Origin of the sequence: Actinoplanes subtropicus (genome assembly GCF_000721705.1) — a bacterium.
GTDB classification, from domain to species: domain Bacteria; phylum Actinomycetota; class Actinomycetes; order Mycobacteriales; family Micromonosporaceae; genus Actinoplanes; species Actinoplanes subtropicus.
Window position 1 is genome coordinate 62,357 of the sequence record NZ_JOJL01000015.1, and the last position, 26,064, is coordinate 88,420.

23 protein-coding genes are annotated in these 26,064 nt (G+C 70.7%); 13 read left to right on the plus strand and 10 right to left on the minus strand.

Translation table 11 applies throughout. From position 1 onward, the window contains the following. Positions 1-14: 14 nt before the first annotated feature. From IH26_RS0121370 to IH26_RS0121380, 3 genes are all read right to left on the minus strand, one after another. A complete protein-coding gene (locus IH26_RS0121370) occupies positions 15-809 on the minus strand; it encodes a hypothetical protein (RefSeq protein WP_030437995.1) in 795 nt (264 codons plus the stop codon). Continuing rightward, positions 809-2,422 (minus strand): CotH kinase family protein, encoded by a 1,614-nt coding sequence (locus IH26_RS0121375; protein ID WP_030437996.1) that lies wholly within the window; start codon positions 2,420-2,422, stop codon positions 809-811. Before IH26_RS0121375 ends, IH26_RS0121370 begins: the two co-directional genes overlap by 1 nt. A 110-nt stretch (positions 2,423-2,532) precedes the next feature. Then, positions 2,533-3,747, minus strand: coding sequence for an NAD(P)/FAD-dependent oxidoreductase (locus IH26_RS0121380; protein WP_051808365.1), 1,215 nt, complete (start codon positions 3,745-3,747; stop codon positions 2,533-2,535). Positions 3,748-3,813: 66 nt separating this feature from the next. Here IH26_RS0121380 and IH26_RS0121385 point away from each other — a divergent pair, with 66 nt between their 5' ends. Continuing rightward, complete coding sequence (locus IH26_RS0121385) at positions 3,814-4,407, plus strand: TetR/AcrR family transcriptional regulator (RefSeq protein WP_030437998.1); 594 nt, start codon at positions 3,814-3,816, stop codon at positions 4,405-4,407. Positions 4,408-4,454: 47 nt separating this feature from the next. Beyond that, on the plus strand, positions 4,455-6,335 hold the full coding sequence (locus tag IH26_RS0121390) for a HelD family protein (protein ID WP_063763722.1): 1,881 nt from the start codon (positions 4,455-4,457) through the stop codon (positions 6,333-6,335). Here IH26_RS0121390 and IH26_RS0121395 read toward each other — a convergent pair. After that, positions 6,238-6,894: a TetR/AcrR family transcriptional regulator C-terminal domain-containing protein gene (locus tag IH26_RS0121395; protein WP_030438000.1), complete on the minus strand. Its 657-nt coding sequence runs from the start codon at positions 6,892-6,894 to the stop codon at positions 6,238-6,240. The genes IH26_RS0121390 and IH26_RS0121395 overlap by 98 nt on opposite strands. Before the next feature lie 517 nt (positions 6,895-7,411). Between IH26_RS0121395 and IH26_RS0121405 the strand changes: the two genes are divergently transcribed. After that, complete coding sequence (locus IH26_RS0121405) at positions 7,412-8,209, plus strand: SDR family NAD(P)-dependent oxidoreductase (RefSeq protein ID WP_030438001.1); 798 nt, start codon at positions 7,412-7,414, stop codon at positions 8,207-8,209. Here IH26_RS0121405 and ptsP read toward each other — a convergent pair. The 5 genes from ptsP to IH26_RS0121430 all read right to left on the minus strand — a co-directional run bounded on the left by ptsP (position 8,199) and on the right by IH26_RS0121430 (position 15,006). After that, entirely contained in the window at positions 8,199-10,727 is a 2,529-nt protein-coding gene (gene ptsP / locus IH26_RS0121410) for a phosphoenolpyruvate--protein phosphotransferase (RefSeq protein ID WP_030438002.1), read from the minus strand. The two genes, IH26_RS0121405 and ptsP, sit on opposite strands and share 11 nt — an antisense overlap. Before the next feature lie 7 nt (positions 10,728-10,734). Then, entirely contained in the window at positions 10,735-11,370 is a 636-nt protein-coding gene (dhaL, locus tag IH26_RS0121415) for a dihydroxyacetone kinase subunit DhaL (protein ID WP_030438003.1), read from the minus strand. 4 nt (positions 11,371-11,374) lie between these two features. Continuing rightward, entirely contained in the window at positions 11,375-12,364 is a 990-nt protein-coding gene (gene dhaK, locus IH26_RS0121420; protein WP_030438004.1) for a dihydroxyacetone kinase subunit DhaK, read from the minus strand. Positions 12,365-12,416: 52 nt separating this feature from the next. Then, entirely contained in the window at positions 12,417-13,550 is a 1,134-nt protein-coding gene (locus IH26_RS0121425) for a restriction endonuclease subunit S (protein WP_030438005.1), read from the minus strand. A 94-nt stretch (positions 13,551-13,644) separates the two neighbouring features. Continuing rightward, positions 13,645-15,006, minus strand: a complete 1,362-nt coding sequence (locus tag IH26_RS0121430; RefSeq protein WP_245665351.1) for a type I restriction-modification system subunit M — start codon at positions 15,004-15,006, stop codon at positions 13,645-13,647. Between the two features lie 104 nt (positions 15,007-15,110). Between IH26_RS0121430 and IH26_RS0121435 the strand changes: the two genes are divergently transcribed. Beyond that, complete coding sequence (locus IH26_RS0121435; protein WP_030438007.1) at positions 15,111-15,638, plus strand: hypothetical protein; 528 nt, start codon at positions 15,111-15,113, stop codon at positions 15,636-15,638. A 109-nt stretch (positions 15,639-15,747) separates the two neighbouring features. Here the strand turns inward: IH26_RS0121435 and IH26_RS0121440 are convergent, their stop codons facing one another. Further along, positions 15,748-17,130, minus strand: a complete 1,383-nt coding sequence (locus IH26_RS0121440) for a glycoside hydrolase family 6 protein (protein ID WP_030438008.1) — start codon at positions 17,128-17,130, stop codon at positions 15,748-15,750. A 295-nt stretch (positions 17,131-17,425) separates the two neighbouring features. Here IH26_RS0121440 and IH26_RS0121445 point away from each other — a divergent pair, with 295 nt between their 5' ends. From IH26_RS0121445 to IH26_RS53780, 9 genes are all read left to right on the plus strand, one after another. Next, on the plus strand, positions 17,426-18,709 hold the full coding sequence (locus IH26_RS0121445) for an enolase C-terminal domain-like protein (RefSeq protein WP_030438009.1): 1,284 nt from the start codon (positions 17,426-17,428) through the stop codon (positions 18,707-18,709). Between the two features lie 111 nt (positions 18,710-18,820). Next, positions 18,821-19,849: a sugar ABC transporter substrate-binding protein gene (locus tag IH26_RS0121450; protein ID WP_030438010.1), complete on the plus strand. Its 1,029-nt coding sequence runs from the start codon at positions 18,821-18,823 to the stop codon at positions 19,847-19,849. Further along, on the plus strand, positions 19,846-21,345 hold the full coding sequence (locus tag IH26_RS0121455) for a sugar ABC transporter ATP-binding protein (protein ID WP_034215800.1): 1,500 nt from the start codon (positions 19,846-19,848) through the stop codon (positions 21,343-21,345). The genes IH26_RS0121450 and IH26_RS0121455 overlap by 4 nt, the downstream gene beginning before the upstream one ends. Continuing rightward, entirely contained in the window at positions 21,342-22,358 is a 1,017-nt protein-coding gene (locus IH26_RS0121460) for an ABC transporter permease (RefSeq protein WP_030438012.1), read from the plus strand. Before IH26_RS0121455 ends, IH26_RS0121460 begins: the two co-directional genes overlap by 4 nt. Next, complete coding sequence (locus tag IH26_RS0121465; protein WP_030438013.1) at positions 22,358-22,669, plus strand: L-rhamnose mutarotase; 312 nt, start codon at positions 22,358-22,360, stop codon at positions 22,667-22,669. The genes IH26_RS0121460 and IH26_RS0121465 overlap by 1 nt, the downstream gene beginning before the upstream one ends. Continuing rightward, complete coding sequence (locus tag IH26_RS0121470) at positions 22,666-23,637, plus strand: aldo/keto reductase (protein ID WP_211268722.1); 972 nt, start codon at positions 22,666-22,668, stop codon at positions 23,635-23,637. Before IH26_RS0121465 ends, IH26_RS0121470 begins: the two co-directional genes overlap by 4 nt. Continuing rightward, positions 23,634-24,473, plus strand: a complete 840-nt coding sequence (locus tag IH26_RS0121475) for an amidohydrolase family protein (protein ID WP_030438015.1) — start codon at positions 23,634-23,636, stop codon at positions 24,471-24,473. Before IH26_RS0121470 ends, IH26_RS0121475 begins: the two co-directional genes overlap by 4 nt. A 9-nt stretch (positions 24,474-24,482) precedes the next feature. After that, the gene (locus IH26_RS0121480; protein ID WP_030438016.1) at positions 24,483-25,169 is read left to right on the plus strand and encodes a FadR/GntR family transcriptional regulator; all 687 of its coding nucleotides are present in this window, start codon (positions 24,483-24,485) and stop codon (positions 25,167-25,169) included. Between the two features lie 514 nt (positions 25,170-25,683). Then, positions 25,684-26,064, plus strand: a complete 381-nt coding sequence (locus tag IH26_RS53780) for a DUF6582 domain-containing protein (RefSeq protein ID WP_034215801.1) — start codon at positions 25,684-25,686, stop codon at positions 26,062-26,064.

A 26,064-nucleotide genomic window follows, 5' to 3' on the forward strand; every position in this document is an offset into this window, starting at 1 on the left:
ACAACCGATCAGAATCAGTCGTCGATCTCGAACAGGTGCAGCGACTCCTCCTTGTCGCGGCAGTGGGCCTGCTGCGAGTCGCGCTTGCTGCGATCGGAAACGACCACCACGGTCGACGGCCCGAGCCAGCACACCCCCTCGACCGTGCAGTAGCCGTGCGGAAACCGATACGTTCGGCCGAGGCCGGTCGCCGCCCACTTGTCCGGTGCGAGCTCGCCCACCCACAGGGCCGCCGACTGCTGCGAGATCAGCGCCATCCGATCGCCGTCGATCGAGATCCCGCTGTAGTCGGCCAGCCCCAGGCCGCCCGGCAGCTCGACGGTCGCGACGTGTTTCCAGTTCCGCCGCCCCGGCCGGAAAACCAGCAGACCCCCGGATTCATGCAAACCAAGCAGGTGTACGCCGTTGTCCCGCCGCACCAGTTCGAGGCCCTCGATGCCCTTGTTCGCCCGCGCGATCGGGTACTCGAGCCAGCCCGACGCGACCGGGTTCAGGCCGGCGTCGTACTCCTCGACCCGCGCCTGGAAGCCGCCGTCCCGCCGCTCGGATTCGATCAGCAGGAACAGGTGCCCGGTGCTCGGATCGTGCGCGATGTCCTCGTATCCCGGCGACTCTCCGGCCGGCGGCGTCCACGTCACGTCGTTGGCCGCCGTCCGGGAGAGGTCGGCGTCGATCCGGGCGACCGCTCGCAAGTTGTCGAAGATGACCAGATGGCGACCGTCGACGAACACCACGCCGCTCGCCTCCAGCCGGCCGGGCGAGCCGGCCGGCAGCAGGTCACGGATGCGGGCCTCGCCGATCAGTCGCATCAGAACCGAGCGCCGCTCGCCCCGGCCGGATACCGGTCGCGCAGCGCGGCCAACTGCTCGCGGGCGCTGTCGCATCGCATCCGGGTGTAGTGATAGATCCCGAGCGCGAACTCGTTGGCGTGCCGCAGCTCGAACTGCTCGTGCCCGGCCCGGTAGACCTCGTCGTTGGTGAACTGGCGGCCGGTGAACGGCGCCGAGTTCGGCGAGGTCGCCTCGTAGTACGCCGACGGGATCACTCGTGGCCACAACGCGGTCATCCGGTCGGTCAGCGCCGCCGGGGTGAAGTCGGTGTCCAGCAGGTGCCCGAGGTGGTCCAGGTAGTACTGGGCGAAGTCGTGGTTGGCCAGCAGGTTCGTGACCAGCGGTATCCGGGAGAGGCCCGTTCCCTGGTGGTACGCCTTGGTGTTGGCCGGCCAGTCGAGCAGGTCGGTGTACTGCCACGCGGTGCCGAAGTAGTCGATCCCGAGGCAGTTGTCGTAGTCCCACGGGAGGAAGGTGAAGTACGGCTTGTCGAGGAAGTCCTTGCCGGCGCCCGGCCGGCCGCCGTTGTAGAGGTAGTAGTTCGCCGGGGTCGCGAAGTAGTTGTCCCAGCTGCCGAGCAGAACGTTCAGACTTGCCCAGCGCAGAAATCTCCGTACGTCGAAAACTTCTTCTACCGCCGCGCGGAACTTGTCGGAACCGGAAGAGCCCGCGTTGATGACCCGCGCGAGGTCGGCCAGATCGTCGTATCCGTTGAGATCGGCGTCGTCCTCGTTGGTCTTCAGCCGATAGGTCAGGTCCGGGTGGTCGTGCCGGGTGAAGTACTGCCGGCCGCTGTCGTCGCCATCCGGTCCGACCCGATGCTCGAGCGTCGCGCAGCCGACGTCGCCGCAGTAGGCCTTGTACAGGTTGCCGTGACCGTTCGCGCCGAAGTGGTCGCGAAGGAAGCCCTTGTCGATCTGTTCGATCAGCGAGTAGAGCCCCTGATAGCCACCGTTGATCGCGACCCGGGCGTAGGTGTGCCGCGCGGCCGGCACGTTCGCCCGCCCGAGCAGCGCCCAGGCGATCGCCTCGCGCATCTGCGACGGATCGTTGTACATCGACTTGAGGTTCAGCCGCGGCATCCCGACGATCTTGTCGTCGTCGTCCCCCGGGTCGACGTCCACCTTCCACGACCGCTTCGGCGCGAACTTGGTCTTGTTCCCGCTGTTCACGAGCGAAAATGTCTGCGTCGTGAACAGCACCCCGGCGTCGTCCGGCGACGGGATCACCCGCTGGTCGCCGGGCTCGGCGCGCCACAGGGCGATCCGCGCGTTCCCGCTCGCGACGACCGGTTCCTCGGGCCGCATGTCGGCGGCGGGCCAGTCGGTGATCGCCACCTGATACATCGGCCGCGCGAAAAACTCCGCTTTCCCCAGAGAGCATTTCGGGTACGTGTCGACCAACTGCTCGGCGCCGGCAGCTTCGATCGCGTCATACAGCGCGCCGAACTCCGCGCGGGTGCGTAGAGTCGCGTCGCCCGGGCCCGCCGGCCGGTTCGCCGAGGCCGCCAGATCCCGGGCGGTCCCGGCCGGCACATCGGCGACCACCAGCGCCCGGTCCTCGAACATCTCGCGAAACTGCTTCTTCTCCATCCCCCGATTCGACGCCCACCGGACACTCGGAAAGCCCCTGAGTCGGGTACCGGTCACCCGTTGGTAACGGTCCGTTCACCATCCGCACACGCCGGGGTCGCGGCCACGCGTCACGCCAGAGCACGGGCGCGGGCGACCATCATGCGGAGCAGCGTGCGGGTGCCGACGATGCCGCGCAGATTCGGCGGGCTGAAGAAGTCGCGGATCGGGACCGTGCCGGTCAGCACGCCGAGGAAGCGGCTCACCTGTGCCGGGTTCTCGGCCAGGATCGGGAACAGCAACTCCCCCGCCCGGTCCGGCCGGAAGGACGCGAACCGTGCGGTCAGGTCGTAGACGGGGCGGCGGGCGGCGTCCCGGCGGCGGTGGTAGTCGCGAAATGCTCGATGGTGATCGGACAGGATCGCTTGGGCCAGGGCGTCCGCGTCGCGCAGGGCGTTGCCGATGCCCTGGCCGGTGATCGGGTCCATGACCAGGCCCGCGTCGCCGGCCAGCGCCCAGCCGGGGCCGTACGGCTTGCGCATCAGGCCGGGCAGGTCGGTGGTGCCGCGCAGGTGCTCGGCCCGGGTGGCGGCGGCCAGGCGCTCGCCGAGATCGGCCACCTCGGACACGGCCGCCCGGAAGCCCGGCTCGTCGCGTACGGCCGGGAAACGCGCAACCGGCACGCCCAGATAGACGATGGTGAGGTTGTCGCCGGTCGGCCAGAGGCCGACCATCCGGTCCGGCCGGGTGTAGACCTCGCCGCCCTTGACCGGCAGGTCGGCGAAGTAGGCGTAGCAGGCCGCCGAGGCCGGCGGACGTGCGCGATAGGAACGGGCGTGCGCGGCGCGGGCGATCGTGGAGTGTTTGCCGTCGGCGCCGATCACCAGGTTCGCGGTGACGGCGCGATCGGTGGTGGCGTTCTTGGCGCGGCCGCGGATGCCGGTGACTCGGTCGTCGCCGATCAGTTCCGACACGATGAAGCCCTCTTCGATCGTGGCGCCGGCCGCTCGGGCCTCGTCGATCAGCAGGGTGTCGAGGAGGGTGCGCCGCGGGCTGTAGACGGCGTCGACCCCGTCGTGCGGCGGATAGTCGCCGCGGAGGACGGCCGAGCCGGTGTCGAACAGGGCGCCGCGAGCGGCCGGGGTGCCACTTTCGATCAGCCGGTCGAGGATCCCCCAGCGGCGCAGCAGCGCTCCGCCGGGAAGCTGCACCTGGTGGGTGGAGAGCGTGTCGCTGGGGAAGCGGGCCCGGTCGACGACCAGCACGCGCAGGCCGGCCCGGGCCAGGAGCATCGCGGTCGCCGAGCCGGCCACCCGGGCGCCGACCACGATGACGTCGTAATCCATGGTTGCCCTCCCGTTCGTCCATTTCGTTACGGCGTAACGTAACAGCGTCCCGGTAGGTTGGGAACCATGGGACGTCCGAAGGAGCACGGAGCGCAAACCCGGGCCGCTCTGCTCACCGCCGCCGCGGAGCTGCTGCACGCCGAGGGGCCCGGGGCGGTGTCGGTCCGCCGGGTCGCCGCCGCGGTCGGCACGTCGACGCGGGCGGTGTACAGCCTCTTCGACGACAAGGACGGCCTGTTGCGAGCGCTTTCGATCGAAGTGGCCGAGACGATGCGCCGGCATCACGAGGCGGTCCCCGCGTCGGACGATCCGATCGCCGAGATAGTCGAGCTGGCGCTGGCGTACCGGGCGGCCGCGCTCGAGAAACCCAAGCTGTACGACCTGTTCTTCGGCACGGTCCGGCCGGGAGCGTCGCAGGCCGATCCGCTGTTCGCGCTCGTTTATCGCAGTTTCGAGCGAGTGCTCTCGGTGGTGCGCCGGGCGATCGCCGAGGGAGTCTTCCCGGGGCGGGCGGAGCTCGAGGTCGGACTCAATTTGTTCGCGCTCGTGCACGGGCTCGCATCGCTGGAGTTGCGCGGTGTGCTCGGAGGCGAGGCGGAGAAAATCTGGCGTCAATCGGTCACCGCGACGCTGACGGGCCTCCGGCAGGCACTCGGCTGAGGGCCGGAAGTAAGTCAAGACTTACTTCTTCGGGAGATCTGCCGACAATGGTGACGGTGAGCGAGCAGGCGCTGGTTTCCCGGATGTACGAAGTACTCGACGCCGAGATGGCCTCGGTCACCGACGAGTTGGCGGCCCGGCCGGCTCCGGATCGCGCGGCGGTGCTGCGCGGGCGGCTCGCGGCGCTGCGCGATGCCGAACATGCGCTTGTTTTCGGCCGGATCGATCGGGCCGACGGGACGACGCTGCACATCGGGCGGCGGGGACTCCGGGTGGATGGTGAGCCGATTCTGATCGATTGGCGGGCGCCGGCCGCCGAGCCGTTCTACGCGGCCACCGCGGCGAACCCGATGGGGTTGCGCCGGCGTCGGCATCTGCGGCTCGACGGCCGCCGGGTGGTGTCGGTCGCCGATGAGCTCCTCGACGGTTCACCGCCCGGCCCGGACGACCGGATCGGGGACGGGCCGCTGGCCGAGGCGCTCGCCGCGCCGCGCACCGGGCGGATGGGCGACGCGGTGGCGACCCTGCAGGCCGAGCAGGATGCGATCGTACGGTCGGCGTACCGCGGGATCACCGTGGTCGAGGGCGGTCCGGGCACCGGGAAGACCGTGGTCGCGCTGCACCGGGCGGCCTACGTGCTGTTCGCGTTCCCGGCGGTGGCCGAGCGCGGGGTGCTGGTGGTCGGGCCGGACGCGCGGTTCCTCTCCTACATCGAGCGGGTGTTGCCGTCGCTGGGCGAGAACGACGCCGTTCTGGTCACGCGCACCGGAATCACCGGGCAGGTCCCGACCGCTACCGAGCCGGTCGACGTGGCGCGGCGCAAGGGCCGGGCCGAGATGACCGATCGGATCCGATCGCTGGTGGCGGCCCGGCGGCCCGCGGTCGCCCCGATCTGGCTGCCACTGGGATCGGAAACGATCGACATCGACGCGGCGGCGGTCGGCGAGGCGATCGCGGCCGCTCGGGACCTGCCGCACAACCCGGGGCGGAAGGTCTTCAAGGAGTATCTGATCGCCGAGCTCGGGCGCATCCGGGCCGCGATGACCGCTGCGACCCTTGACCAGATCGACGCGGACACCGCTGCGGCCACCGGAATCGACCTCGACGCCGCGGTCGCCGCCGACCTGGAATCGCTCGGCTTCGGCGGCAGCGGGCCGGCCCCGACGCCCGAGCTCGACGATGTCGTCGTGGCCGATCCGCGGCTCGACGCGGCGATCGATCAGATCTGGCCACGACTGGCCGCGACCGACGTCATCGGGGCGCAAACGGCCTGGACCGCCGCCGATCTGGCGCTGCTCGACGAGGCCGCCGCGCTCATCGACGGGCCGCCCGAGGCCGTCTACGGGCACGTCGTGGTCGATGAGGCGCAGGAGCTGACCGAGATGGAGTGGCGGGCGGTGCTGCGGCGCTGCCCGTCCCGATCGATGACCGTCGTGGGCGACTTCGCGCAGGCCGGCCAAGGATCGACCGTGACGACCTGGCGGCAGGCGGTCGGCGATCGATTCGAGCGGCACACGCTGACCGTCAACTACCGGACCACGGCCGAGATCCTCGAGTACAACCGCGAGCTGCTGGCCGAGATCGCGCCCGGTCAGCGGCTCAGCCGGTCGCTCCGGCACGGGACGCCACCACTGATCGCACCACCGACGCTGGACATCGGCGAGGACGAGCTCGTCGCCGTGATCGGCCCCGATCACCTGGATGTCCCCGGCGCCCTTCCGGTCTCCGAATGCCGCGGCCTGGAGTTCGACACCGTACTCGTCGTAGCGCCGCACGAATTCACCAAGCGCGACCGCTACGTGGCGCAGACCCGGGCCACCCGGCGGCTGATCATCGTCCCGGCGCCAGACGCGCTTCCAGCCCGGCGATCAGCACGTCCAGATCGAACTCGAACTGCTCGTCGTCCATCCCCTCCCCCGACTCCCTGAGCCGGCGGATCGCGGGCAGGTCGGCCGGGTCGGCCTCGGCCAGCATCCGGTTCAGCTCGGTGATCTGCGGGTGCTCGCCGAGCCGGTGGATCAGGATCGCGTCGCGGGCCGAGGCGTACATGAGCTCGGCGAGCATGCTGAGGGCCCGGCCGGCCACACTGGGCTCGAACCCGGCGTCCAGGAGCGTCCGGAGCAGGTGTTCGGCCGGCTCCATCGCCCGTACGCCGGTGCCCAACGGCAGGCGTACGTGGTCGAAGTGCGCCCCGGTCCGCACCATGCCGGCGCGGGTCTGGCGGGCGAAGGCCCGCAGGACCTCCGGCCAGCTCGCGCCGGCCGGCGGCTCGAAGCCGGCCAGCTCGTCACTGAGCGCTTCGCGCGCGACCAGCTCGAGCAGGCCGTCACGGTCGGTCACGTGGTAGTTGAGCGCCTTGCGGTCGACGCCCAGCCGCTCGGCGACCGCCTGCATGGTGAGTGTCGACGGGTCCATGGTGCGGGCCACGGCCACGATCCGGGCCCGGTCGATTCGCGGCGGACGGCCCCGCCGTCGCGCGTCCGGCATGCCGGGCAGCATATTCCCCGATCGGGAAAAGAACTATTGACCCCCGGCCACCCGGGACCTAGCTTTTCTCCCCACGGGGAAATAGTTGACCCGGCCGAAGTCGGAGGGACCCAGCGTGGCCATCCAGGAAGATGCTGATCGCGCCGCCGCCGCGCCCCAGCGCGTCGAGGATCTGCTCTCCCGCATGCACCTCGAGGACAAGGCCGGCCTGATGTTCCACCAGATCGCGCCGCTCGCCGGGGTGGTGGCCTCGCTGACGGTCAACTTCGGTGCTTCCGCAGAAGCGTACACTCGCGTACTCTTCGGCGAAGCCGCACCTCAGGGGGCGGTTGCCGTTCGACATCCCGGCCTCGATGGCGGCCGTGGAGGCGAGCCGGCCCGACGTGCCCTTCGACACCGACAACCCGACGTTCGGCTTCGGCGACGGCCTCTCCTACGACTGATCCGTCCCCCGCCACCCGCCGGCTCCGCATCGCAGCGGCGGGCGGCGGGCCGTTCGCACCCATGGAGGCTCCGCATGAAGCTGGCCGGGAAAGTCCTCGTCGTCACCGGCGCCGGCAGTGGGATCGGCCAGGCCGTCGCACGCGCGGCGGTGCAGCGCGGGGCCAAGGTGGCCGCCGTCGACCTGAACCCGGACACCCTCGCCGCCACGGCCGGTGAGTCGGCCGTGATGTCCGCGCATCCGCTCAACGTCACCGATCGCGAGGCCGTCGAGGCGTTGCCGGCGCAGGTCCGGGAGCGGTGGGGCGCGGTCGACGGGTACGTGCACTGCGCCGGCATCATCCAGCCGTTCGTACGCCTGAAGGACCTCGACTACGCCACGATCGACCGGGTCTTCGCGGTCAACTGGTCGGGAACGCTCTATCTGGCCAAGGCGTTCCTGCCCACGCTGCTCGATCGCCCCGAGGGGCACATCGTGAACGTGGCGAGCATGGGCGGCTTCCTGCCCGTCCCGGGCCAGACCATCTACGGCGCGTCGAAGGCGGCGGTCAAGCTGCTCACCGAGGGCCTGCACGCCGAGTGCGCCGGCACGAACGTCCACGTCACCGTCGTCTTCCCCGGCGGCGTGGCCACCAACATCACCACCAACTCGGGCGTGGCCATCCCGATCGACCCGGCGACGGCGAGCAAGCAGGCCACGACCGTCACCACGCCCGAGCGTGCCGCCCAGGACATCCTCGACGGCGTGGAGGCAAACGCGTACCGGGTGCTGGTCGGCAAGGACGCCAAGCTGATGGACAAGCTGTACCGGCTCAGCCCGCGCCGCTCGGCCGCCCTGATCGCCGGCAAGATGCAGGACCTGCTCAGCCACTGACCAACCGGCGGCGGACGGCGGCGGCGTCGGGCAGATCCAGCGCCCACGCCACGCTGTCGTCGCCGGCGGTCCGGACGGCCTGCTTCACCAGCGGCACGGCGGCCGGCGTCACACTGAGCTCCGCGACGCCGAGGGCGGTCAGCACCGGCACGGCCGCCTCGTCGGCCGCCAGCTCGCCGCAGACCGTCACCGGGACGCCGGCGTCGCGGCAGACCCGATCGATCAGGCGCAGCACCGCGGGGTCGAGCGCGTCGGCCGGCACGGCCGGGTTCCCGCGCTCGGCCGCGAGCGTGTACTGCGCGAGGTCGTTGGTGCCGATGCTCACGAAGTCGACGTACGGCCGGAACGTAGCGATTTTGAGCGCCGCGGCCGGCACCTCGACCATGATGCCCACCTCGAGGCCGTCCCGGGCGCCGGCCTCGTCGAGCAGCCGGCGCGCCGCGATCAGTTCGGCCACGCCGGTGACCATCGGGAACATGACGGTGACCGGGGTGTGCCGGGCGGCTCGGACGATCGCCTCGAGCTGGTCGCGGAACAGCCCGGGGTGCGCGAGCGAGTGCCGAAGCCCGCGGACGCCGAGGAACGGGTTCTGTTCGGGCGGGCCGGGAGCGTATCGGAGCGGTTTGTCGCCGCCGACGTCGAGCGTGCGCAGAACGATCGGCCGGCCGATCGCCGCACCGATCGATCGGTACGTTGCCACCTGCTCGTCGACGGTCGGCGCCTCGTCCCGATCGAGAAAGAGAAACTCGGTCCGCACCAACCCGGCCAGGTCGGCGCCGTGGGCCGCGGCCGCGCGAGCGTCCTCGATCGATCCGACGTTGGCCCCGACGGCGATCGTCGCGCCGTTCCGGGTCACGGCCGGATCCTGAGCCAGCGCGTCGGCCCGCCGCCGGCGAACGGCGCGTTCCGTCTCCCGGGCCCGGAATTCGGCCAGCGCGCCGTCGCCGGGTGCGATCGCGAACTCGCCGGTGCCGCCGTCGAGCGCGATCGTCGTCCCGGGCGCGACGCCGAGCACGGCGGCGCCCGCGCCGACGACCATCGGGATCTGGCGGCCCCGAGCGAGGATGGCGGCGTGCGCGGTGGGACTGCCGCCCGCGAGCAGCACCCCGGTCACCCGCTCCCGGTCGAGGCCGACGACGTCGGCCGGCGTGAGGTCCGCCGCGACCAGTACGCCGTCGCCGTCGAGGTGAGTCCGCTCCAGGCCGAGCAGATGTCGCACGACCTGCTCGCCGACCGCCCGCACATCGGCGGCCCGGCCCTTGAGGTACGGGTCTGCGAGCGCCTCGAACTCCCGGGCCACCCGATCGGCGGCGTCGTGGACCGCTCGCGGTGCGGCCACCCCACGGTCGATCCGGGCCCGGATGTCGTCGAGAAGGTCCGCATCCTCCAACAGCAGCAGGTGCGCCTCAAAAACGTCCGCCTGTCCCGGCGCGGCGGACGCCCGGACCTGCGAGATCTCCAGCCGCGTCGCCTCGACGGCCGCCTCCACTCGCGGCCATTCCCCCCCGGCGTCTTGTCCGGAGATTTCGGAAATGTCGCCCAGGCTCGCGGCAGACGAGCCGGCGCCCGGGATCCAAGCCGGGCCAATGCCAACACCCGCCGAGGCCGCTAGCGCCCGCCCGCGTCCCCTTTCCGAAATTTCGGAAATGTCCGCCCGCGCGACCAGCAGGCCGGGCGCACCGGCAGCGGTCTGGCCCCTGGCAATGTCCGGGGGTGCGTCCGGCAGGCCGGACGCACCGGCAGCGGTCTGGCCGGCGACAGCCAGGCCAGGCGCACGGGCGGTCTGGCCGCCATCGACGAAGGCCTCATCGAATCCACGCCGCGCGAGAGCAACGAGCCCATCGACGGCCTCCCGCGCCTGCGCCCCGGACGCGCGCACTTCGATTTCCTGCCCCCGAAGAACCCCGAGCGTCGACACCCGGGACAGGCTCCCCGCCGGCACCCACCCCGACCCCGTACTCCGGTTACGAATCTCCACCCTCGCGTCGAATCGCCGCGCCTCGCCGACCAGCCGAGCCGCCGGCCGGGCATGCAACCCATGCGGATTGCTCACGGCGACCACCCCGGACGCGACCTGCCCTCCGCCTTCCGAGGGCGCCACGTCCGATGGAGAGGCCGCCGGCGCCAGATGCGTCGCCTTCGCCTCGAGCGCGGCCGCGGCCTCGGCGGCCACCTCCGACCGCCCGGCCCCCGACGCGGCCGACACCACCGCCGCGGCCAACCCTTCGACCAGCGGCGCCGGGCACAACACGACCCGCTCCGGCGCGGCCACCATCTCCAGGGCCAACTCCGCCGACAGCACCGCACTGCCCAGATCCATCAGCACCACGACGCCGTCCCCCGCGTCCGCCCGATCGATCGCCGAAGCGATCGCCGTCGCGTCCGTACCGAGCGTCGACTCGTCCAGACCGGCGGCCACCTCGATCGGCGGCCGCCCGTCGTGGACCATTTCCACGGCCAACTGCACGGCGGCCACGGCCAACCCCCGGCTGTGGCTCACCACCACCAGTCCGACCATGCGCGAGTCAGACCAGCGAAGTCGCCGCGGCGGCCACCAGGAACGTCACCGAGGTCGCCCCCGGATCCTGGTGCCCCGCACTACGTTCACCCAGGTAACTGGCCCGCCCCTTGCGAGCCACCATCGGAATCGTCTTCGCCCGGCCCTCCTCCGCCGCGCGCACCGCCGCGTCGAGCGCCCGCGCCAGCGGCTCTCCGTCGGCGATCGCCGCTTCGAGCGCCTCGACCGCCGGCCCGAAGGCGTCCAGCATCGTCTTGTCCCCGGGAACCGCTTTCCCGCGCTGCACCACGCCCTCGAGCGCCGCCCGGAGCATCTTCGCGAGGTCGTTGCCGTCCAATTCCTCGGCGTCGCCGACGGTCGCCGACATCCGCAGGAACGCCGTGCCGTAGAGCGGCCCCGACGCCCCGCCGACCGTGCTGACCAGCGTCATCCCCGTACGCTTGAAAAGCTCGGACGGACGGCCCGGACTCTCGCTCTCCAGCGTGGTGACCACCGCGGTCATCCCTCGATGCATGTTGATGCCGTGGTCGGCGTCGCCGATCGCCGAGTCGAGCTCGGTGAGCATCTCCTTGTGCTCGGCGATCAGCCGCGCGAACTCGCGGATCCACCGGTCCAGCGCGGTGAGGTCCACCGTGTCGGCCATGGCCTCAGACTCCCCAGCGCAATGCGGGCGTACGCACCGGCGCGTCCCACAGACGCAGGATCTCGTCGTCCGCCTTGACCAGGGTGACCGAGCAACCGGCCATGTCGAGGCTCGTGATGTACGGCCCGACCAGCGTGCGGGCGACCTGCACACCGGCCTTGGCGAGCAGCGTCGAAACCTCCTGGTACATCACGTACAGCTCGATGAGCGGGGTCGCGCCCATCCCGTTCAGGAAAGCGATTACCCCGTCGCCGCCGGTGAAGTCGTGGTCGGTGAGGATCGGGGTGACGAGCATTTCGGCGATCTCGGCCGCGGTGCCCAGCGGGACGCGGCGGCGACCTGGCTCGCCGTGGATGCCGATGCCCACCTCGATCTGACCGGCGGGCAGGTCGAACGTCGGCTTGCCGGCCGCGGGAACCGTGCACGACGTAAGCGCCACGCCCATGCTGCGACCGTTCGAGTTCACTTTGCGAGCGATTTTGGCCACTTCGGCGAGCGAGCGACCCTCCTCGGCGGCGGCGCCGGCGATCTTCTCGACCAGCACCGTGACGCCGACCCCGCGCCGGCCGGCCGTGTAGAGACTGTCCTCCACGGCGACGTCGTCGTTGGTGACCACCGCGACCACTTCGGTCTCGGCCATCTCGGCGGCCATCTCGAAGTTCATCACGTCGCCGGTGTAGTTCTTGACGATGTGCAACACGCCCGCGCCGCCGTCGACGCCCTTGGTGGCCGCGAGCATCTGATCGGGAACCGGCGAGGTGAAGACCTCACCGGCGCAGGCCGCGTCGAGCATGCCCGGCCCGACGAAACCGGCGTGCAGCGGCTCGTGCCCGGACCCGCCACCGGAGACCAGCCCCACCTTGCCCCGCACCGGCGCGTCGCCGCGGAAGACGACGCGCTGCTCATGATCGACCCTCAGCTCCGGATGTGCGGCCGCCACGCCACGCAGTGCATCCACGACGACCTGCGCCGGATCGTTGATGAGCTTGTTCATACCGACAACCTACGCCGCGTCCGGACCAAGGTGGTGATCATCAACCACCAGATCAAAACCCGTTCTTGCGTACGGGTATCAGCGCGCCGGAGAGCAGCCGCGGCAGTAGGTAGTCGCGCAGTGCCGACAGCGCGTCATTCTCCTCGGCCAGCTGGTCACGCAGCGCGAAGAGGGGCCGAACGCGCTCGGTGAACCCGGCGATCGCCTCGACCGGCGGCAGGCGCACCGGGAGCGCCAGGGCGTGCGCGCGGTTGAGCCCGGGCACCGCCGAGTCCTGATTCATCGTGTCCAACTTCAACCGCGAGAGCAGGAGGTACGCGTACGGGAAACCCAGTTTTTCGTCTTTGAGGCGGACGTAGTAGGTGGTGTCGATCGGGTAGAACGCGGTCGGCGACCAGTACACCGAGCCGGCCGTCCCCTTGCGGCCGACGATCACCCCGGGCCCGTCGACGAGCGGCCGGTCGTGCGTGCCGGAGACGCCGCCGCTGCCGTAGACCGGAACGTCTCCGGGCCGGCGCCGGGCCGCGGGTAAGGCCTTTCCGTAGACCAGATCGAGGACGTCGCCCAGCGCGCACGTCCGCTCATTTTCGGCGCTCACCCGGTCGAATTCGGCCGCCGCCAGGTCCCGGGCGATCCGCGCGGCCCGCTCGTTCCCGGCGATCTTGTCGTCCAGCGCGGACAGCACGTCGGCGATCGCCGTCTGCGCGGCCAGCGGTGGGATCACGATCGGTAGCGAGCCGAGGATGCCGAGGTTGATGTGCGGCACCCCGGTGGTGATGGCGCTGTTGCGGATCGCGTCCACCATGGCCGGGGACCGGAACTGGTAGTACACGAAGCGCGGGTCGGCCCTGGCCGGGTCGACGCGCAGCCGCATCTGGCTCTGCGAGATCACGTAGCGTTCGTGATCGGCCGGGACGATGCCGACCTGGCCGAGCGTCCCGCGCTGGGTGAAGACGACATCGCCGGGCCGCGCCTGATTGTGCGAGAGCGATGCCGCCTTTTCCGGGGTGACGTAGACGAAGGCCGACGCGTCGAATGCGCTCGAGGTGGACAGGTTGCCGCCGCGAATCACCGGGACGCCGTGGCCGACATAGTCCTTGCCGCCCAGCGACGATCCGAACGGCCCACCGACCAGGCCTTTCGGCGCCGCCACATCGCGCAGCGTCCCCGTCGGCCACCCGGTCACGCCGGCCACCGAGTCACCCCCGCCACCCAGTCACCACGGCCACCCAGTCACGTCGGCCACCCAGTCACGTCCGCCACCCAGTCACTTCGGCCGCTCAGTCACCCAGGCGCCCGAGCTGGTCGCGCACGACCGATTCGAGCCGCGCCGACTCCTCGAACTGCGCGTACAGCTCCTTGGTCAGCCGCTCGATCCGATCGGCGACCGGTTCCGTCTCCTCCGCGCACGCCACGGCCCCCACATAGCGGCCCGGTGTGAGCACATGATCCTGCTCGGCGACCTCGTCGATCGACGCCGAGAAGCAAAACCCGGGCACATTTTCGTACGCTTCGCCGCGCCACGCCCGATAGGTGTCCGCGATCCGGGCGATGTCGCTGGTGGTGAGAATCCGCTCGGTGCGGTCGACCATCGTGCCGAGCCCGCGCGCGTCGACGAACAGAATCTGCCCGCGCCGCGCCCCCTTGTCCCGCGCGAGGAACCAGACGCAGGCCGGGATCGCCGTGGTACGAAACAGATTTCCCGGCAGCGCCACCATGCAGGCGACCAGATCGGCCCGCACCAGCGCGGCCCGGATCGCTCCCTCGCCCACCTGCCGCGACGACATCGACCCGTTCGAGAGAACCACGCCCGCGCTTCCATTGTCGGCCAGCTTCGCGGCGATCAGCTGCAGCCAGGCGAAGTTGGCGTTGCTCAGCGGCGGTACCCCGTACCGCCAGCGCGGGTCGCCCGGATCGCGCTGCCAGTCGGACTGGTTGAACGGTGGGTTCGCCAGAATGAAATCGGCCCGCAGCGCCGGGTGCAGATCGTCGGCGAACGTGTCGCCCCACCGATCGCCGAGCCCGCTCGGATCCATGCCGTGAATGGCGAGGTTCATCTTGGCGAGCCGCCACGTGCGCTCGTTGCTCTCCTGACCCCGTACGGCGAGATCGGTTCTGACCTTTGCCGACTGCACGAACATGCCGCCCGACCCGCAGCAGGGGTCGTAGACGACGCCCCGATCGGGTTCGAGCACTTCGACCAGGAGCCGCACCACTCCGGCCGGCGTGTAGAACTCGCCGGCCCGCTTGCCCTCGGCCCGCGCGAACCGCTCGAGAAAGTACTCGTAGGACTCGCCGAGCACGTCCCGCTTGCCGCCACCGAAACGCGCATCTCCGATCAGCGCGACGAGCTCCTTGAGCCGCCTCTGATCGATCCCGCGGAACACTTTCGGCAACACCCCCGCGAGGGCCGGGTTGTCCCGCATGATCGCATCCATCGCCGCGTCGAGTTTCGCGCCGTCGCCGCCGGCCAGGTCGGCCCAGCGGACCCCGAGCGCGCCCACATCGGAGACGTGCTTGAGAAAGACCAGCCCGAGAATGAACTCCTTGTACTGCCCGGCGTCCACCGACCCGCGCAGCTTCTCGGCCGCCCGCCAGAGCAGCTCCTGAATCTCCCGCGTCCGCGACGTCCCGGCACCCACCCGCGCATGCTCCCACGCCACCCGCGCACATCCGCTCACGACGCGCAGGACCGATCGCCTCCGCTCACTACGCTGACCCATAGACCCTCTTCGACAACCGAGGGTTGCGGAGGCCGCGGAGGCCGCGTTCAAGACCGCACAACCCACACGGCGACGACGAAGGCGAGACCAGTTCGTCGCCGGACGAGCGCGGCCACCAACACGGCAGCTCCGAAAACGTCGCGGCCGCCGAGCGGACCGTCTCGGCCACGTTGTCCGAGGGGCGGCCGGCCGAGGCCCGCCCCCCGCCGGCGACATCGGCCGAAGGGCCGCCGGCCGCGAGCACGATTACGCCGTCCGCGCGGGACTTCGTGGACGGCATCGCCGAGAATCCGAAGTCGGTGGCCGGCCGATCCGCGCAGGACATCGCCGACCAGTTCAGCGCCGCCGACCTGGAGGACCTGGCGGCGGAGTATCCGGTGCTGGTCGGCCTGGATTTCACACCCGCCAACATCCGGGAGATCGCCGAGGCGGTGCCCTCGGCGCGCGGACTCGCGCTCACCCTCGCCGAGCGGGCCACCCGCGGCGACGCGCGGTTCCACACATGCGCCGACGCGGTGCGAGCGATCGAGGCGCTCAACAACACGACCTGACGTGGGACCGGCGATCGCAGGCTGCCGGGCGGCGCCGCACTCGGCGCGGCTTGAACGATGACCGGCGAAGGGATGGGGCCCGGCCGGAAGCGGCCGGGCCCCGTGGCCCTCAGCGGGACGTGCAGGTGACGGTCGGCGTGGAAGCCGTGCCGTTCGCGAGGAAGCCGAACTGCGCGGTGCCGTTGGCCGCCAGCGCGCCGTTCCACGACAGGTTGCGCACGGTCGCGGTGGGCGAGGTGGACACCAGCTCGCCGTTCCACAGTTGGGTGATCGACTGGCCGGAGCCGAGCGGCCAGGTGACCGTCCAGCCGGCGATCGCCGACCCGCCGGCCTTGACCGTGACCTGGGCCTGGAAGCCGCCCTGCCACGAGCTGGTGGTCTGATACGTCGCCGAGCAGCCGCCGGTGGAACCGGTTGTGGGCGCGGTGGTCGGGGTCGTGGTGGGGGTCGTGGTGGGGGCGGTCGTGGGCGCCGTCGTGGGCCGGGTCGTCGGCGGGGTGGTGGGCGGATTCGGGGCCGAACTCGCCAAGCTGTACGCCAGATCCGGCTGGAAGGAGCCGGCCGCGTACTTGCACCCATCCGCCTCGCCCGGCGGCTTCACCCACAGGTACGCGTCGATGTTCGCGTCGCCGGTGGCCGTGGTCGGGTACAGCCCGATCCGGCGGTCGGTGTTGTCGTCGCCGCACCAGTCCCCCGATGCGCCGCCGTTGCGGCTCGTGTCGATGACCTGGTGTTTGCCGGTGACGCCCTGGCCGGAAAGGGCGGCGAGGATGCTGCGCCCGTACGCGGCCTCGGAATTTGTGGGGTTGAAGTTGGAGACGTTGCTGTAGAAGCCGTCCGCGTCGGCGACGCCCGCGGCCACCAGACGGCCGGCCTGGTCGGTGGCGCTGTTCCAGGCGGAGTGGCCCGCGTCGAGGTAGACCTTGGCGTTCGGGTTGGCCGCCTTGAGGGTCCGCGTGGCGGTGTGCAGCGCCTGGTCCCGGGCGGCGACGTCGCTCGCGCTCAGGCAGGTCTGCAGGGCGAGCGAGTCGGGTTCGAGCATGACCAGGACGGTCTGGCCGCCGAGGCCGCGGGCGATGTTGCCGATCCAGGTCTGGTACTGGTTGAGGTCGGGGGCGCCGCCGGCCGACGCGCCGCCGCAGTCGCGGTTGGTGATGCCGTAGACGGTGAGCACGGGGATCTGGCCGGCCGCGTTGGCGCCGTTCACGTAGCCGGAGACGTCGGCCTGCACGGTGCCGACATTGAAGTTCGAGAGCCAGTGCGAGGCGGGCTGGCTGGCGATCTTGTCACGGATCACGGCCGTACGGGAGTCGTTGGGGTTGGCGGCGACCCAGCGGGCCACGGCGGTGTCCGGATCGCGGTAGAGGACGCCGCTGACGGTGCCGGCATGTGCGGCACCCGCGGCGAACCAGACGCCGGCCGCAGTGGCGAGGCCGGCGGCTACGGCGGTGGTCAGCCGCCGGGCACGGGGGGATACGGGGAGCGGGGACACGGGCCTTCCTTTCACGGAGAGACATCCGTCTATGGGAGCGCTCCCAACGTAGCCTGCCGGAAATGTCAGGGCAAGACGGTGGACGGCCCGGTCCCGGCTCAGCCGCCGGCGACCAGGAGGTTGACGGTATTCGATCCGATGTCCAGGACAGCCGAACGCATCGTGCGGGCGTACCCGCAAAATCATGGGCTACCCACAGCGGCCGCCGGATGGTAGACATCCGATGTATGAAGCTGAGGATGCCGAAAACGGCTCACGACTCCGTCATCCCTGCGGCAATCATCGGATCACCGGCATGAGCGGGGCGCGGATCACCGCGGTCGAGACGCACGACATCCGGTTTCCGACCTCGTTGCAGCTGGACGGATCGGACGCGATGAACCCGGATCCGGACTACTCGGCGGCGTATCTCGTGCTGCACACCGACGACCCGGACGGGCACCAGGGGCACGGGTTCGCCTTCACCATCGGGCGCGGCAACGACGTGCAGACGGCGGCGATCGCGGCGCTCACCCCGTACGTCGTCGGCCGGCCGGTCGACACGGACCTCGGCGACCTGTGGCGGGAGATGGTGCACGACTCGCAGCTGCGCTGGCTGGGGCCGGAGAAGGGCGTCATGCACATGGCCATCGGGGCCGTGATCAACGCCTTCTGGGACCTGGCGGCGAAGCGGGCCGGCCTGCCGTTGTGGCAGCTCCTGGCCCGGATGTCGCCGGAGGAGATCGTCCAGCTGGTCGACTTCCGGTATCTCAGCGACGCCCTCACCGAGAAGGAGGCCCTCACGATATTACACGAAAAATCTGGACAAAAATCTGCGCGTACGGCAGAGCTCCTCGCGAGCGGCTACCCGGCCTACACCACGTCCCCGGGCTGGCTCGGCTACGACGACGACAAACTGCGCCGGCTCTGCAAGGAGGCCGTCCAGCAGGGCTTCCGCCAGATCAAGCTCAAGGTCGGCGCCGATCTCGACGACGACCGGCGGCGGCTGCGCATCGCCCGCGAGGTCTGCGGCCCCGGCATCCGGATCGCGGTCGACGCCAACCAGCGGTGGGACGTCCCGGTCGCGATCGAGTGGATCCGCGCGCTCGCCCCCTACGACCCGTGGTGGATCGAGGAGCCGACCAGCCCCGACGACATCCTCGGCCATGCCACGATCGCCCGCGCCATCGCGCCGATCAGGGTGGCGACCGGCGAACACGTACAGAATCGGATCGTTTTCAAGCAGTTGCTGCAGGCGCGGGGGCTCGACTATCTGCAGCTCGACGCCGCGCGGGTGGCCGGGGTCAACGAGAACATCGCCATCCTGCTGCTCGCGGCCAAGTTCGGGGTGCCGGTCTGCCCGCACGCCGGTGGCGTCGGCCTGTGCGAGATGGTGCGGCACCTGTCGATGTTCGACTACGTCGCCGTCTCGGGCTCGATGGAAGACCGGATCATCGAGTACGTCGATCACCTGCACGAACATTTCGTCGACCCGGCGGTGGTCCGCGACGGCCGCTACGTCACCCCGACGACCCCCGGTTTCAGCTCGGCCATGCGCCCGGAGACGTTGACCGCCTTCGCGTACTCATCGGATGGATGAAGCGAAATCTCCGGATTAACTCTTGATTTCGGGCATGTAAAGCTGGTAGACCTCCGATCTATCGGCCTCGCTCTTCGAAACACCACACCGCCGTGAATCGAGGAACCACCCATGAGGTACGCCTTCCGCTCGGCGCTCGCCGCCGTCCTGATCATGTCCATGACCGCCTGCGCCAACGACAAGACCTCGTCGGGCAGCAGCAGCGGGAACCCTCCGGTCGGGGTCGACCTCCCCCGCGCCGACTCGGACTTCTGGAACTCGTACGCGAAGTACATCCCCACGTTCGCCACCGACCTGGGCGTCAACATGATGCCGCCGACCAACTCGCAGAACGACGTCTCGAAGCTGGTCGCCAACACCCAGGCCCTGGTCAGCCAGGGCGCCAAGGCGATCGTGATGGCGCCGCAGGACACCGGCGCGATCGCCACCACGCTCACCACCCTGGCCGCGAAGAAGATCCCGGTGGTCTCCGTGGACACCCGCCCCGACAAGGGCAAGGTGTACATGGTGGTGCGCGCCGACAACCGCGCGTACGGGCAGAAGGCCTGCGAGTTCCTCGGCCAGAAGCTGAACGGCCAGGGCAAGGTCATCGAGTTCCAGGGCGCACTGTCGTCCATCAACGGTCGCGATCGATCGGAAGCGTTCGCGGACTGCATGAAGACCAAGTTCCCGGGCATCACCGTCTTCGCCGAGCCGACCGAGTGGGAGGGCGCCAAGGCGGCTGCCGCGCTGCAGACCCGGCTCGCCCAGCACCCCGACATCAAGGGCATCTACATGCAGGCCGGCGGCGTCTTCCTCGCCCCGACGCTGCAGGTGCTCAAGTCGAAGAACCTGCTGGTGCCGCCGAGCGATCCGAAGCACATCTTCGTGGTCTCCAACGACGGCATCCCGCAGGAGTACGACGCGATCCGCAAGGGCGAGATCGACGCGACCGTCTCCCAGCCCGCCGACCTGTACGCCAAGTACGCGCTCTTCTACGCGAAGGCCGCGGTCGACGGCAAGACCTTCCAGCCCGGCCCGACCGATCACAACTCGACCATCGTCGACGTCGGCAACGGCACGCTCGAAGACCAGTTGGCGGCGCCGCTGGTCACCAAGGACAACGTCGACGACAAAACCCTGTGGGGCAACCAGATATGACGGCGGTTGCCGCGGAGCACATCACCAAGCGGTACGGCGCGACGACCGCTCTCGACGACGCGGGCGTCTCCCTCCGGAGCGGGGAGACGCACGCGCTGGTCGGCCGCAACGGCGCCGGCAAGTCGACGCTCGTGTCCATCCTGACCGGCCTGCAGCGGGCCGACTCCGGGCGGGTCACGTTCGATGGCGAGCCGGCGCCGCCGCTCGCCGACCGGGACGCGTGGCGGCAGCGGGTGGCGTGCGTCTACCAGAAGTCGACGATCATCCCGACGCTCACCGTCGGGGAGAACCTGTTCCTCAACCGACAGCAGAGCCGGCGCGGTCTGATCGATTGGCACGGCCTGCGCCGCCGCGCCGGCGAGGTGCTCGGCCGCTACGGCGTCGCGATCGACCCGGGCATGGTCGCCGGTGACCTCACGGTCGAACAGACGCAACTGGTCGAGATCGCTCGCGCGCTCTCCTTCGGCGCGAAGTTCATCATCCTCGACGAGCCGACCGCCCGGCTGGACGCGGCCGCGATCGAGCGCCTCTTCGAGCGGATGCGCGATCTGCGGGCCGCCGGGGTCACCTTCCTCTTCATCTCCCACCACCTCCAGGAGGTGTACGAGGTGTGCCAGCGGGTGACCGTCTTCCGCGACGCCAAGCACGTGCTGACCGCCGGCGTCGACGACCTGCCGCACGACGAGCTGGTGCGGGCGATGACCGGGGACGCGCCGGTCACCGCCGCCGCGGCCCGATCGTCGGCCGGCGACGGGCCGGTGGTGCTCGACGTGCGCGGGCTGACGCTTGCCGATCGGTTCGACGACGTCAGCCTCGAGGTGCGGGCCGGCGAGATGGTCGGGCTGATCGGTTCCGGGTCGAGCGGGAAGAACGCGCTCGCCCAGACGATCGCCGGGCTGCTCAAGGCGGATGCGGGAACGGTGACGATCGCCGGGACCACGCCGAAGCCGGGCAGCGTGCCGGCCGCTCTCGACGCCGGGCTCGGCTACCTGCCGCAGGACCGGCACACCGAGGGCCTCGTCCCGCTGCTGTCGGTGGCCGAGAACGCCACGATGACGATCGGCAAGCGGCTCGGCCCGGCCGGGATAGCGCTGCCGGCCCGCCGGCGCGAGGCCGCGGTCGCCATGATCGAGGAGTACGACATCCGCACCAGCGGGCCGGAGCAGCCGGTCAACGGCCTGTCCGGCGGCAACGCGCAGAAGGTGGTGCTCGCCCGGGCGCTGGCCAGCGACCCGAAGGCGCTGGTGCTGGTCAGCCCGACGGCCGGGGTCGACGTGCGGTCCAAGCAGTCGCTGCTGACCGCGGTCGTGCGCGCCGCGGCCGGCGGCACCGGGGTGCTGATCGTCTCCGACGAACTGGACGACGTGCGCGACTGCGATCGGGTGCTGGTCATGTTCCACGGCCGGGTGGTGCACCACGCCGGGAAGGGCTGGGACGACGCCACGCTGATCGGCGCGGTGGAAGGCGTACGGGAAGAAAAGGGGTTTGCAGAGTGACCGGAACGCCCACCCTGGCCACCGCCAAGGCCGAGCCCCGCCCGCACCCGCGGCTGCGGCTCGCCCGGTTCCGCGACCTCGCGCTGGTGCCCGCGATCCTGGTGCTGGTGCTGGTCGGCGCGCTGATCGACCCGGTGTTCCTGACCCGGGACAACCTGGTCAACGTGCTGCAGCAGCAGACCGAGCTGTCGCTGCTGGTGCTGGCCGAGTCGGTCATCCTGATCGCCGGGAAGTTCGACCTGTCGCTCGAGTCGACGATCGGGCTCGCCCCGGCGCTCGCGCTCGGCCTGGTCATCCCGACCGCCAGCCACGGGCTCGGCACCAACTGGCCGACCGCCCTCGCGATCCCGATCTGCCTGCTCACCGGGGCGGTGATCGGCGCGTTCAACGGGCTGCTGATCCTGCGGTTCAAGCTGTCGGCGTTCATCGTGACCCTCGGCATGCTGATCGTCCTGCGTGGACTGCAGATCGGTTTGACCGGCGGGCAGAACCTGTTCGACATCCCGCCGTCGGTGCTCTACCTGGGCAACGCGACCTGGCTCGGGCTGCCGGCGTCGATCTGGATCTGCGCGGTGCTGTTCGCCGCCGGGATCCTGGCGCTGGGCTTCCTGCGGGCCGGGCGGGCGGTCTACGCGATCGGCGGGAACGTGGACGCGGCCCGGGCGGCCGGCATCCGCACCGACCGGGTGGTCTGGCTCGTGCTCGTCGTCGGCAGCCTGCTGGCCGCGCTGGCCGGGTTGCTGATGACCGGCCGGTTCGGCTCGGTCGCGGCGGCGCAGGGGCAAGGCATGATCTTCACGGTCTTCGCGGCCGCGGTGATCGGCGGGGTCAGCCTCGACGGCGGGAAGGGCACGCTGTTCGGGGCGCTCTGCGGGGTGCTGGTGATCGGCCTGATCAACAACATCCTGACGCTCGGCGGGGTGTCGGCCCAGTGGATCCAGGCCATCTACGGTGGGATCATCCTGGCGGCACTGGTGCTGGCGCGGCTCACCTCCGGAAAGGCGCAGGACTGATGGCTTCGATCGCTCTGCACACCCGGCTGCGGGCCGGGAAAGAGGAAGAGTACGAGGCGGTCCACGCCGTGATCCCCCCGGAGCTGGACGAGGCGCTGCGGGCGGCCGGGGTGCACTCGTGGCGGATCTGGCGGGACGGGCTCGACCTGTTTCACCTGGTCGAGGTCGACGACTATCGGAAGATGCGGGCCTACCTGCGGGACCATCCGGCCAACGTGCCGTGGCAGGCGCGGATGGCGGAGCTGCTCGAGGTGGAGGACGACTACTCCGGCCAGGACGACGGCCTGCACCTGGTCTGGCGGCTCCCGTGACCCGTTTCGGCCTGGGGTGTGCGCAGCTGGGCAACCTCTACTCGGCGATCTCCGACGAGACGGCGTTCGCCACGGTGGAGGCCGCGTGGGGTGCCGGGGTGCGCTTCTTCGACACGGCGCCGCACTACGGGCTCGGGCTCTCCGAGCGGCGGCTGGGGGCGGCGCTGCGGGGGCGGCCGCGGGACTCGTACACGATCAGCACCAAGGTCGGGCGGCTGCTGGTGCCGTCGCCGGACACGGCCGGGGAGCAGGATTCGGCCGGGTTCGTCGTGCCGGCCACCCACCGGCGCGAGTGGGACTTCAGCCGGGACGGCGTGTTGCGATCGCTGGCGGACAGTCTCGACCGGCTCGGACTGGATCGGATCGACCTGCTGCTGATCCACGATCCGGAGGACCACGCCCCGGCGGCGCTCGACGAGGCCTATCCGGCGTTGCACGCCCTGCGGGCCGAGGGCGTGGTGCGAGCGATCGGGGTCGGTTCCACGCAGGCGGCCGTTCTCGATCGGTTCGTGTCGGACACCGACATCGACGCGGTGCTGGTGGCCGGGCGCTACACGCTGCTCGAACAGCCGGCCCTGGATTCGCTGCTGCCCGCCTGCCTGCGGCGGGGCGTGTCGGTGCTGAACGGTGGGGTGTTCAACAGCGGGCTCCTCGCCGTCGACCAGCCCCATGCCGGGCTGCCCTACGAGTACGGCGACGCGCCGGATGCGATCGTCACGCGGGCCCGAGCGATCGCGACCGTTTGCGCGCGCCACGGCGTTTCGCTCCCGCGGGCGGCGCTGGCGTTCGCGGGCGCTCACCCGGCGGTCGCGTCGGTCGTGATCGGGGCACAGAACCCGGACCAGGCCAAGCGGAACTTCGAGCTGGCGGCGGACCCGCCCCCGCCGGCCGGCCTGTGGGCGGACCTGATCGAAAGTGGCCTGCTCCGACCGGATGCGCCCCTTCCCGAACCGGCGGGCGCGTCGTGATCGTCGACGCGCACCACCACCTGTGGCGGATCGATCAGGGGTATTCGTGGCTGGATGCGAGCGGCCTGGAGTCGATCCGGCGCACCTTCTCCCCCGCCGACCTGCGGGCCGAACTGATCGCCAACGGCGTGGACAAGACGGTGCTGGTCGAGGGCGGGCGCTGCGATGTCGACGAGGCGAAGCTGCTCCTCGGCTACCTCCAGGAGATTCCGGAGATCGCCGGGGTGGTGGCGTGGGCCGATCCCTGCTCGCCCTCGCTCGGCGAGATCCTGCGCGGGTATCGGGCGCTGCCGGGCGGCGACCGGCTCGTCGGGATCCGGGAGCAGATCCAGGGCATCGAGGACCCGGGCTATTTCGATCGGGACGAGCTGCGGCACGGGTTGCGCACCATCGGAGCGCAGGGGCTCGCCTTCGACCTGGTGATCCGATCCGATCAGATCGCCGCGGCCGCGCGGCTGGCCGGGGAACTGCCGGAGGTGCGGTTCGTTCTCGACCACCTGGGCAAGCCGGCGATCAGAGATGGTCGCTTCGGGCCGTGGGCGGCCGATCTGGCGCTGCTGGCCGCGTGTCCGAACGTGACCGCGAAGGTGTCCGGCCTGGTCACCGAGGCCGCGTGGGAGTCCTGGAGCGTGGACGACTTGCGACCGTTCGTGGACGAGGCGCTCCGGCTGTTCGGCCCGGATCGGCTCATGTTCGGCTCCGACTGGCCGGTCTCCACGCTGGCCTCGGCGTACGGGAAATGGCTCGAGACCTTGATGTTGATCCTGCCGGTGGACGCACGGGAGCAGGTACTCGGTGGGACGGCGACCCGGACCTACCATCTCTGGCGGGATTAGGGGGCGACCGTGGCTGTCACCGACGAGGCGATCGAGAAGATCAAGGCGATGATCGTCGCGGGTGACCTGCGGCCCGGTGACCGGCTGCCGCGGGAGGCCGATCTCGCCGAGCGCCTCGGGCTGTCCCGCAACTCGCTGCGGGAGGCCGTCAAGGCTCTGTCGCTGATCCGGGTGCTGGACGTGCGGCAGGGCGACGGCACCTACGTGACCAGCCTGGCCCCGCAGCTCCTGCTGGACGCGCTGAGCTTCATCGTCGACTTCCACCGCGACGACACCGTGCTGGAGTTCTTCGAGGTGCGCCGCATTCTCGAGCCGGCCGCCACCGTCCTGGCCGCGCAGCGGATGACCGAGGACGACGTGCGCGAGCTGCGCACGGTGTTCGCCGACCTGAGCGACGACGCCGGTATCGACGAACTGGTCGCGAACGATCTGAGCTTCCACCACCGGATCGCCTCGGGGGCGGGCAACGCGCTGCTCTGCTCGCTCATCGACAGCCTGTCCGGCCCGACCACCCGGGCCCGGATCTGGCGCGGCCTGACCCAGGCGGGCGCGGTCGAGAAGACCCGCGAGCAGCACGCGGCGATCCTCGACGCGATCGCCACCCGCCAGCCGGAGCTGGCCCGTTCGTGGGCGACCGTGCACGTCGCAGGGGTGGAGGACTGGCTGCGGGTCGCCCTCCAGCGCCCGGTTGGTTGATCGACTACGGCTTTTCGGTGGAAGGCCGTGACCGGTTGTTTGCTTAAAGTTCCCGGCCATGGGCTTGCTGAATCGGCTGCGCGGCCGGGTTCGCCGGGATCGGATCCCGACCGAGCTGTTCGTGCCGGCGCCGGCGTTCCCGGCGTATCAGCCGGGCCCGCTCGTGCCGGACTTCATTCCCCAGCCGGTAGCCGCGATGCCGCCCCCGGAGATGGAGTTGCAGGAGCGGGCGTCACAGGAGAGGGCCGCACAGGAGAGGGCGTCGCAAGAACGGGCGTCCCGGGCAAATGGGCGTTTTCCCAGCGTCGCTGCCACTCCGCGGCGGAGAGCTCCCCGGCCGCCTCGGCGAGGGCGTTGAGGGTCGCCGCGAACGCCGGCGGGCGGGTCGGCGACAGGTCGGCCACGAGCGCCGCCACCTCGTCCGACGACCTCATCCTCCGAAGGTGTCACGGCGGGAAGGTTAGTGGCCCGGCCGTGGGCATGATCGACGCGGGGATCGGGTATGACCACGACCATGGCTACTCGTAGGAACGAACTGGACGCCGAGGACCGCAACTCGCTGAGCGAGAGCGCCTTCGCCTTCCCCCGCGAGCGCAAGGAGCCGCTCACCGACGCGAGCCACGTGCGCAACGCCATCGCCCGCTTCGACCAGGTGCGCGACGTGAGCGACGCCGAGCGCGAGGAGGCCTTCCGCCGGATCAAGCGGGCCGCCGCCAAGTACGGCGTGGCCATGACCGAGACCCGCTGGCAGGAGCTGGGCAAGCCGTCGGCCGGCCGCAAGTCCTCGGACAAGGAGAAGACGAAGGCGCAGCTGATGTCCGAGGCCAAGCGGCGCGGCATCGCCGGCCGCTCGCGCATGACCAAGGCCGAGCTGGCCCAGGCCCTCGAGAAATAG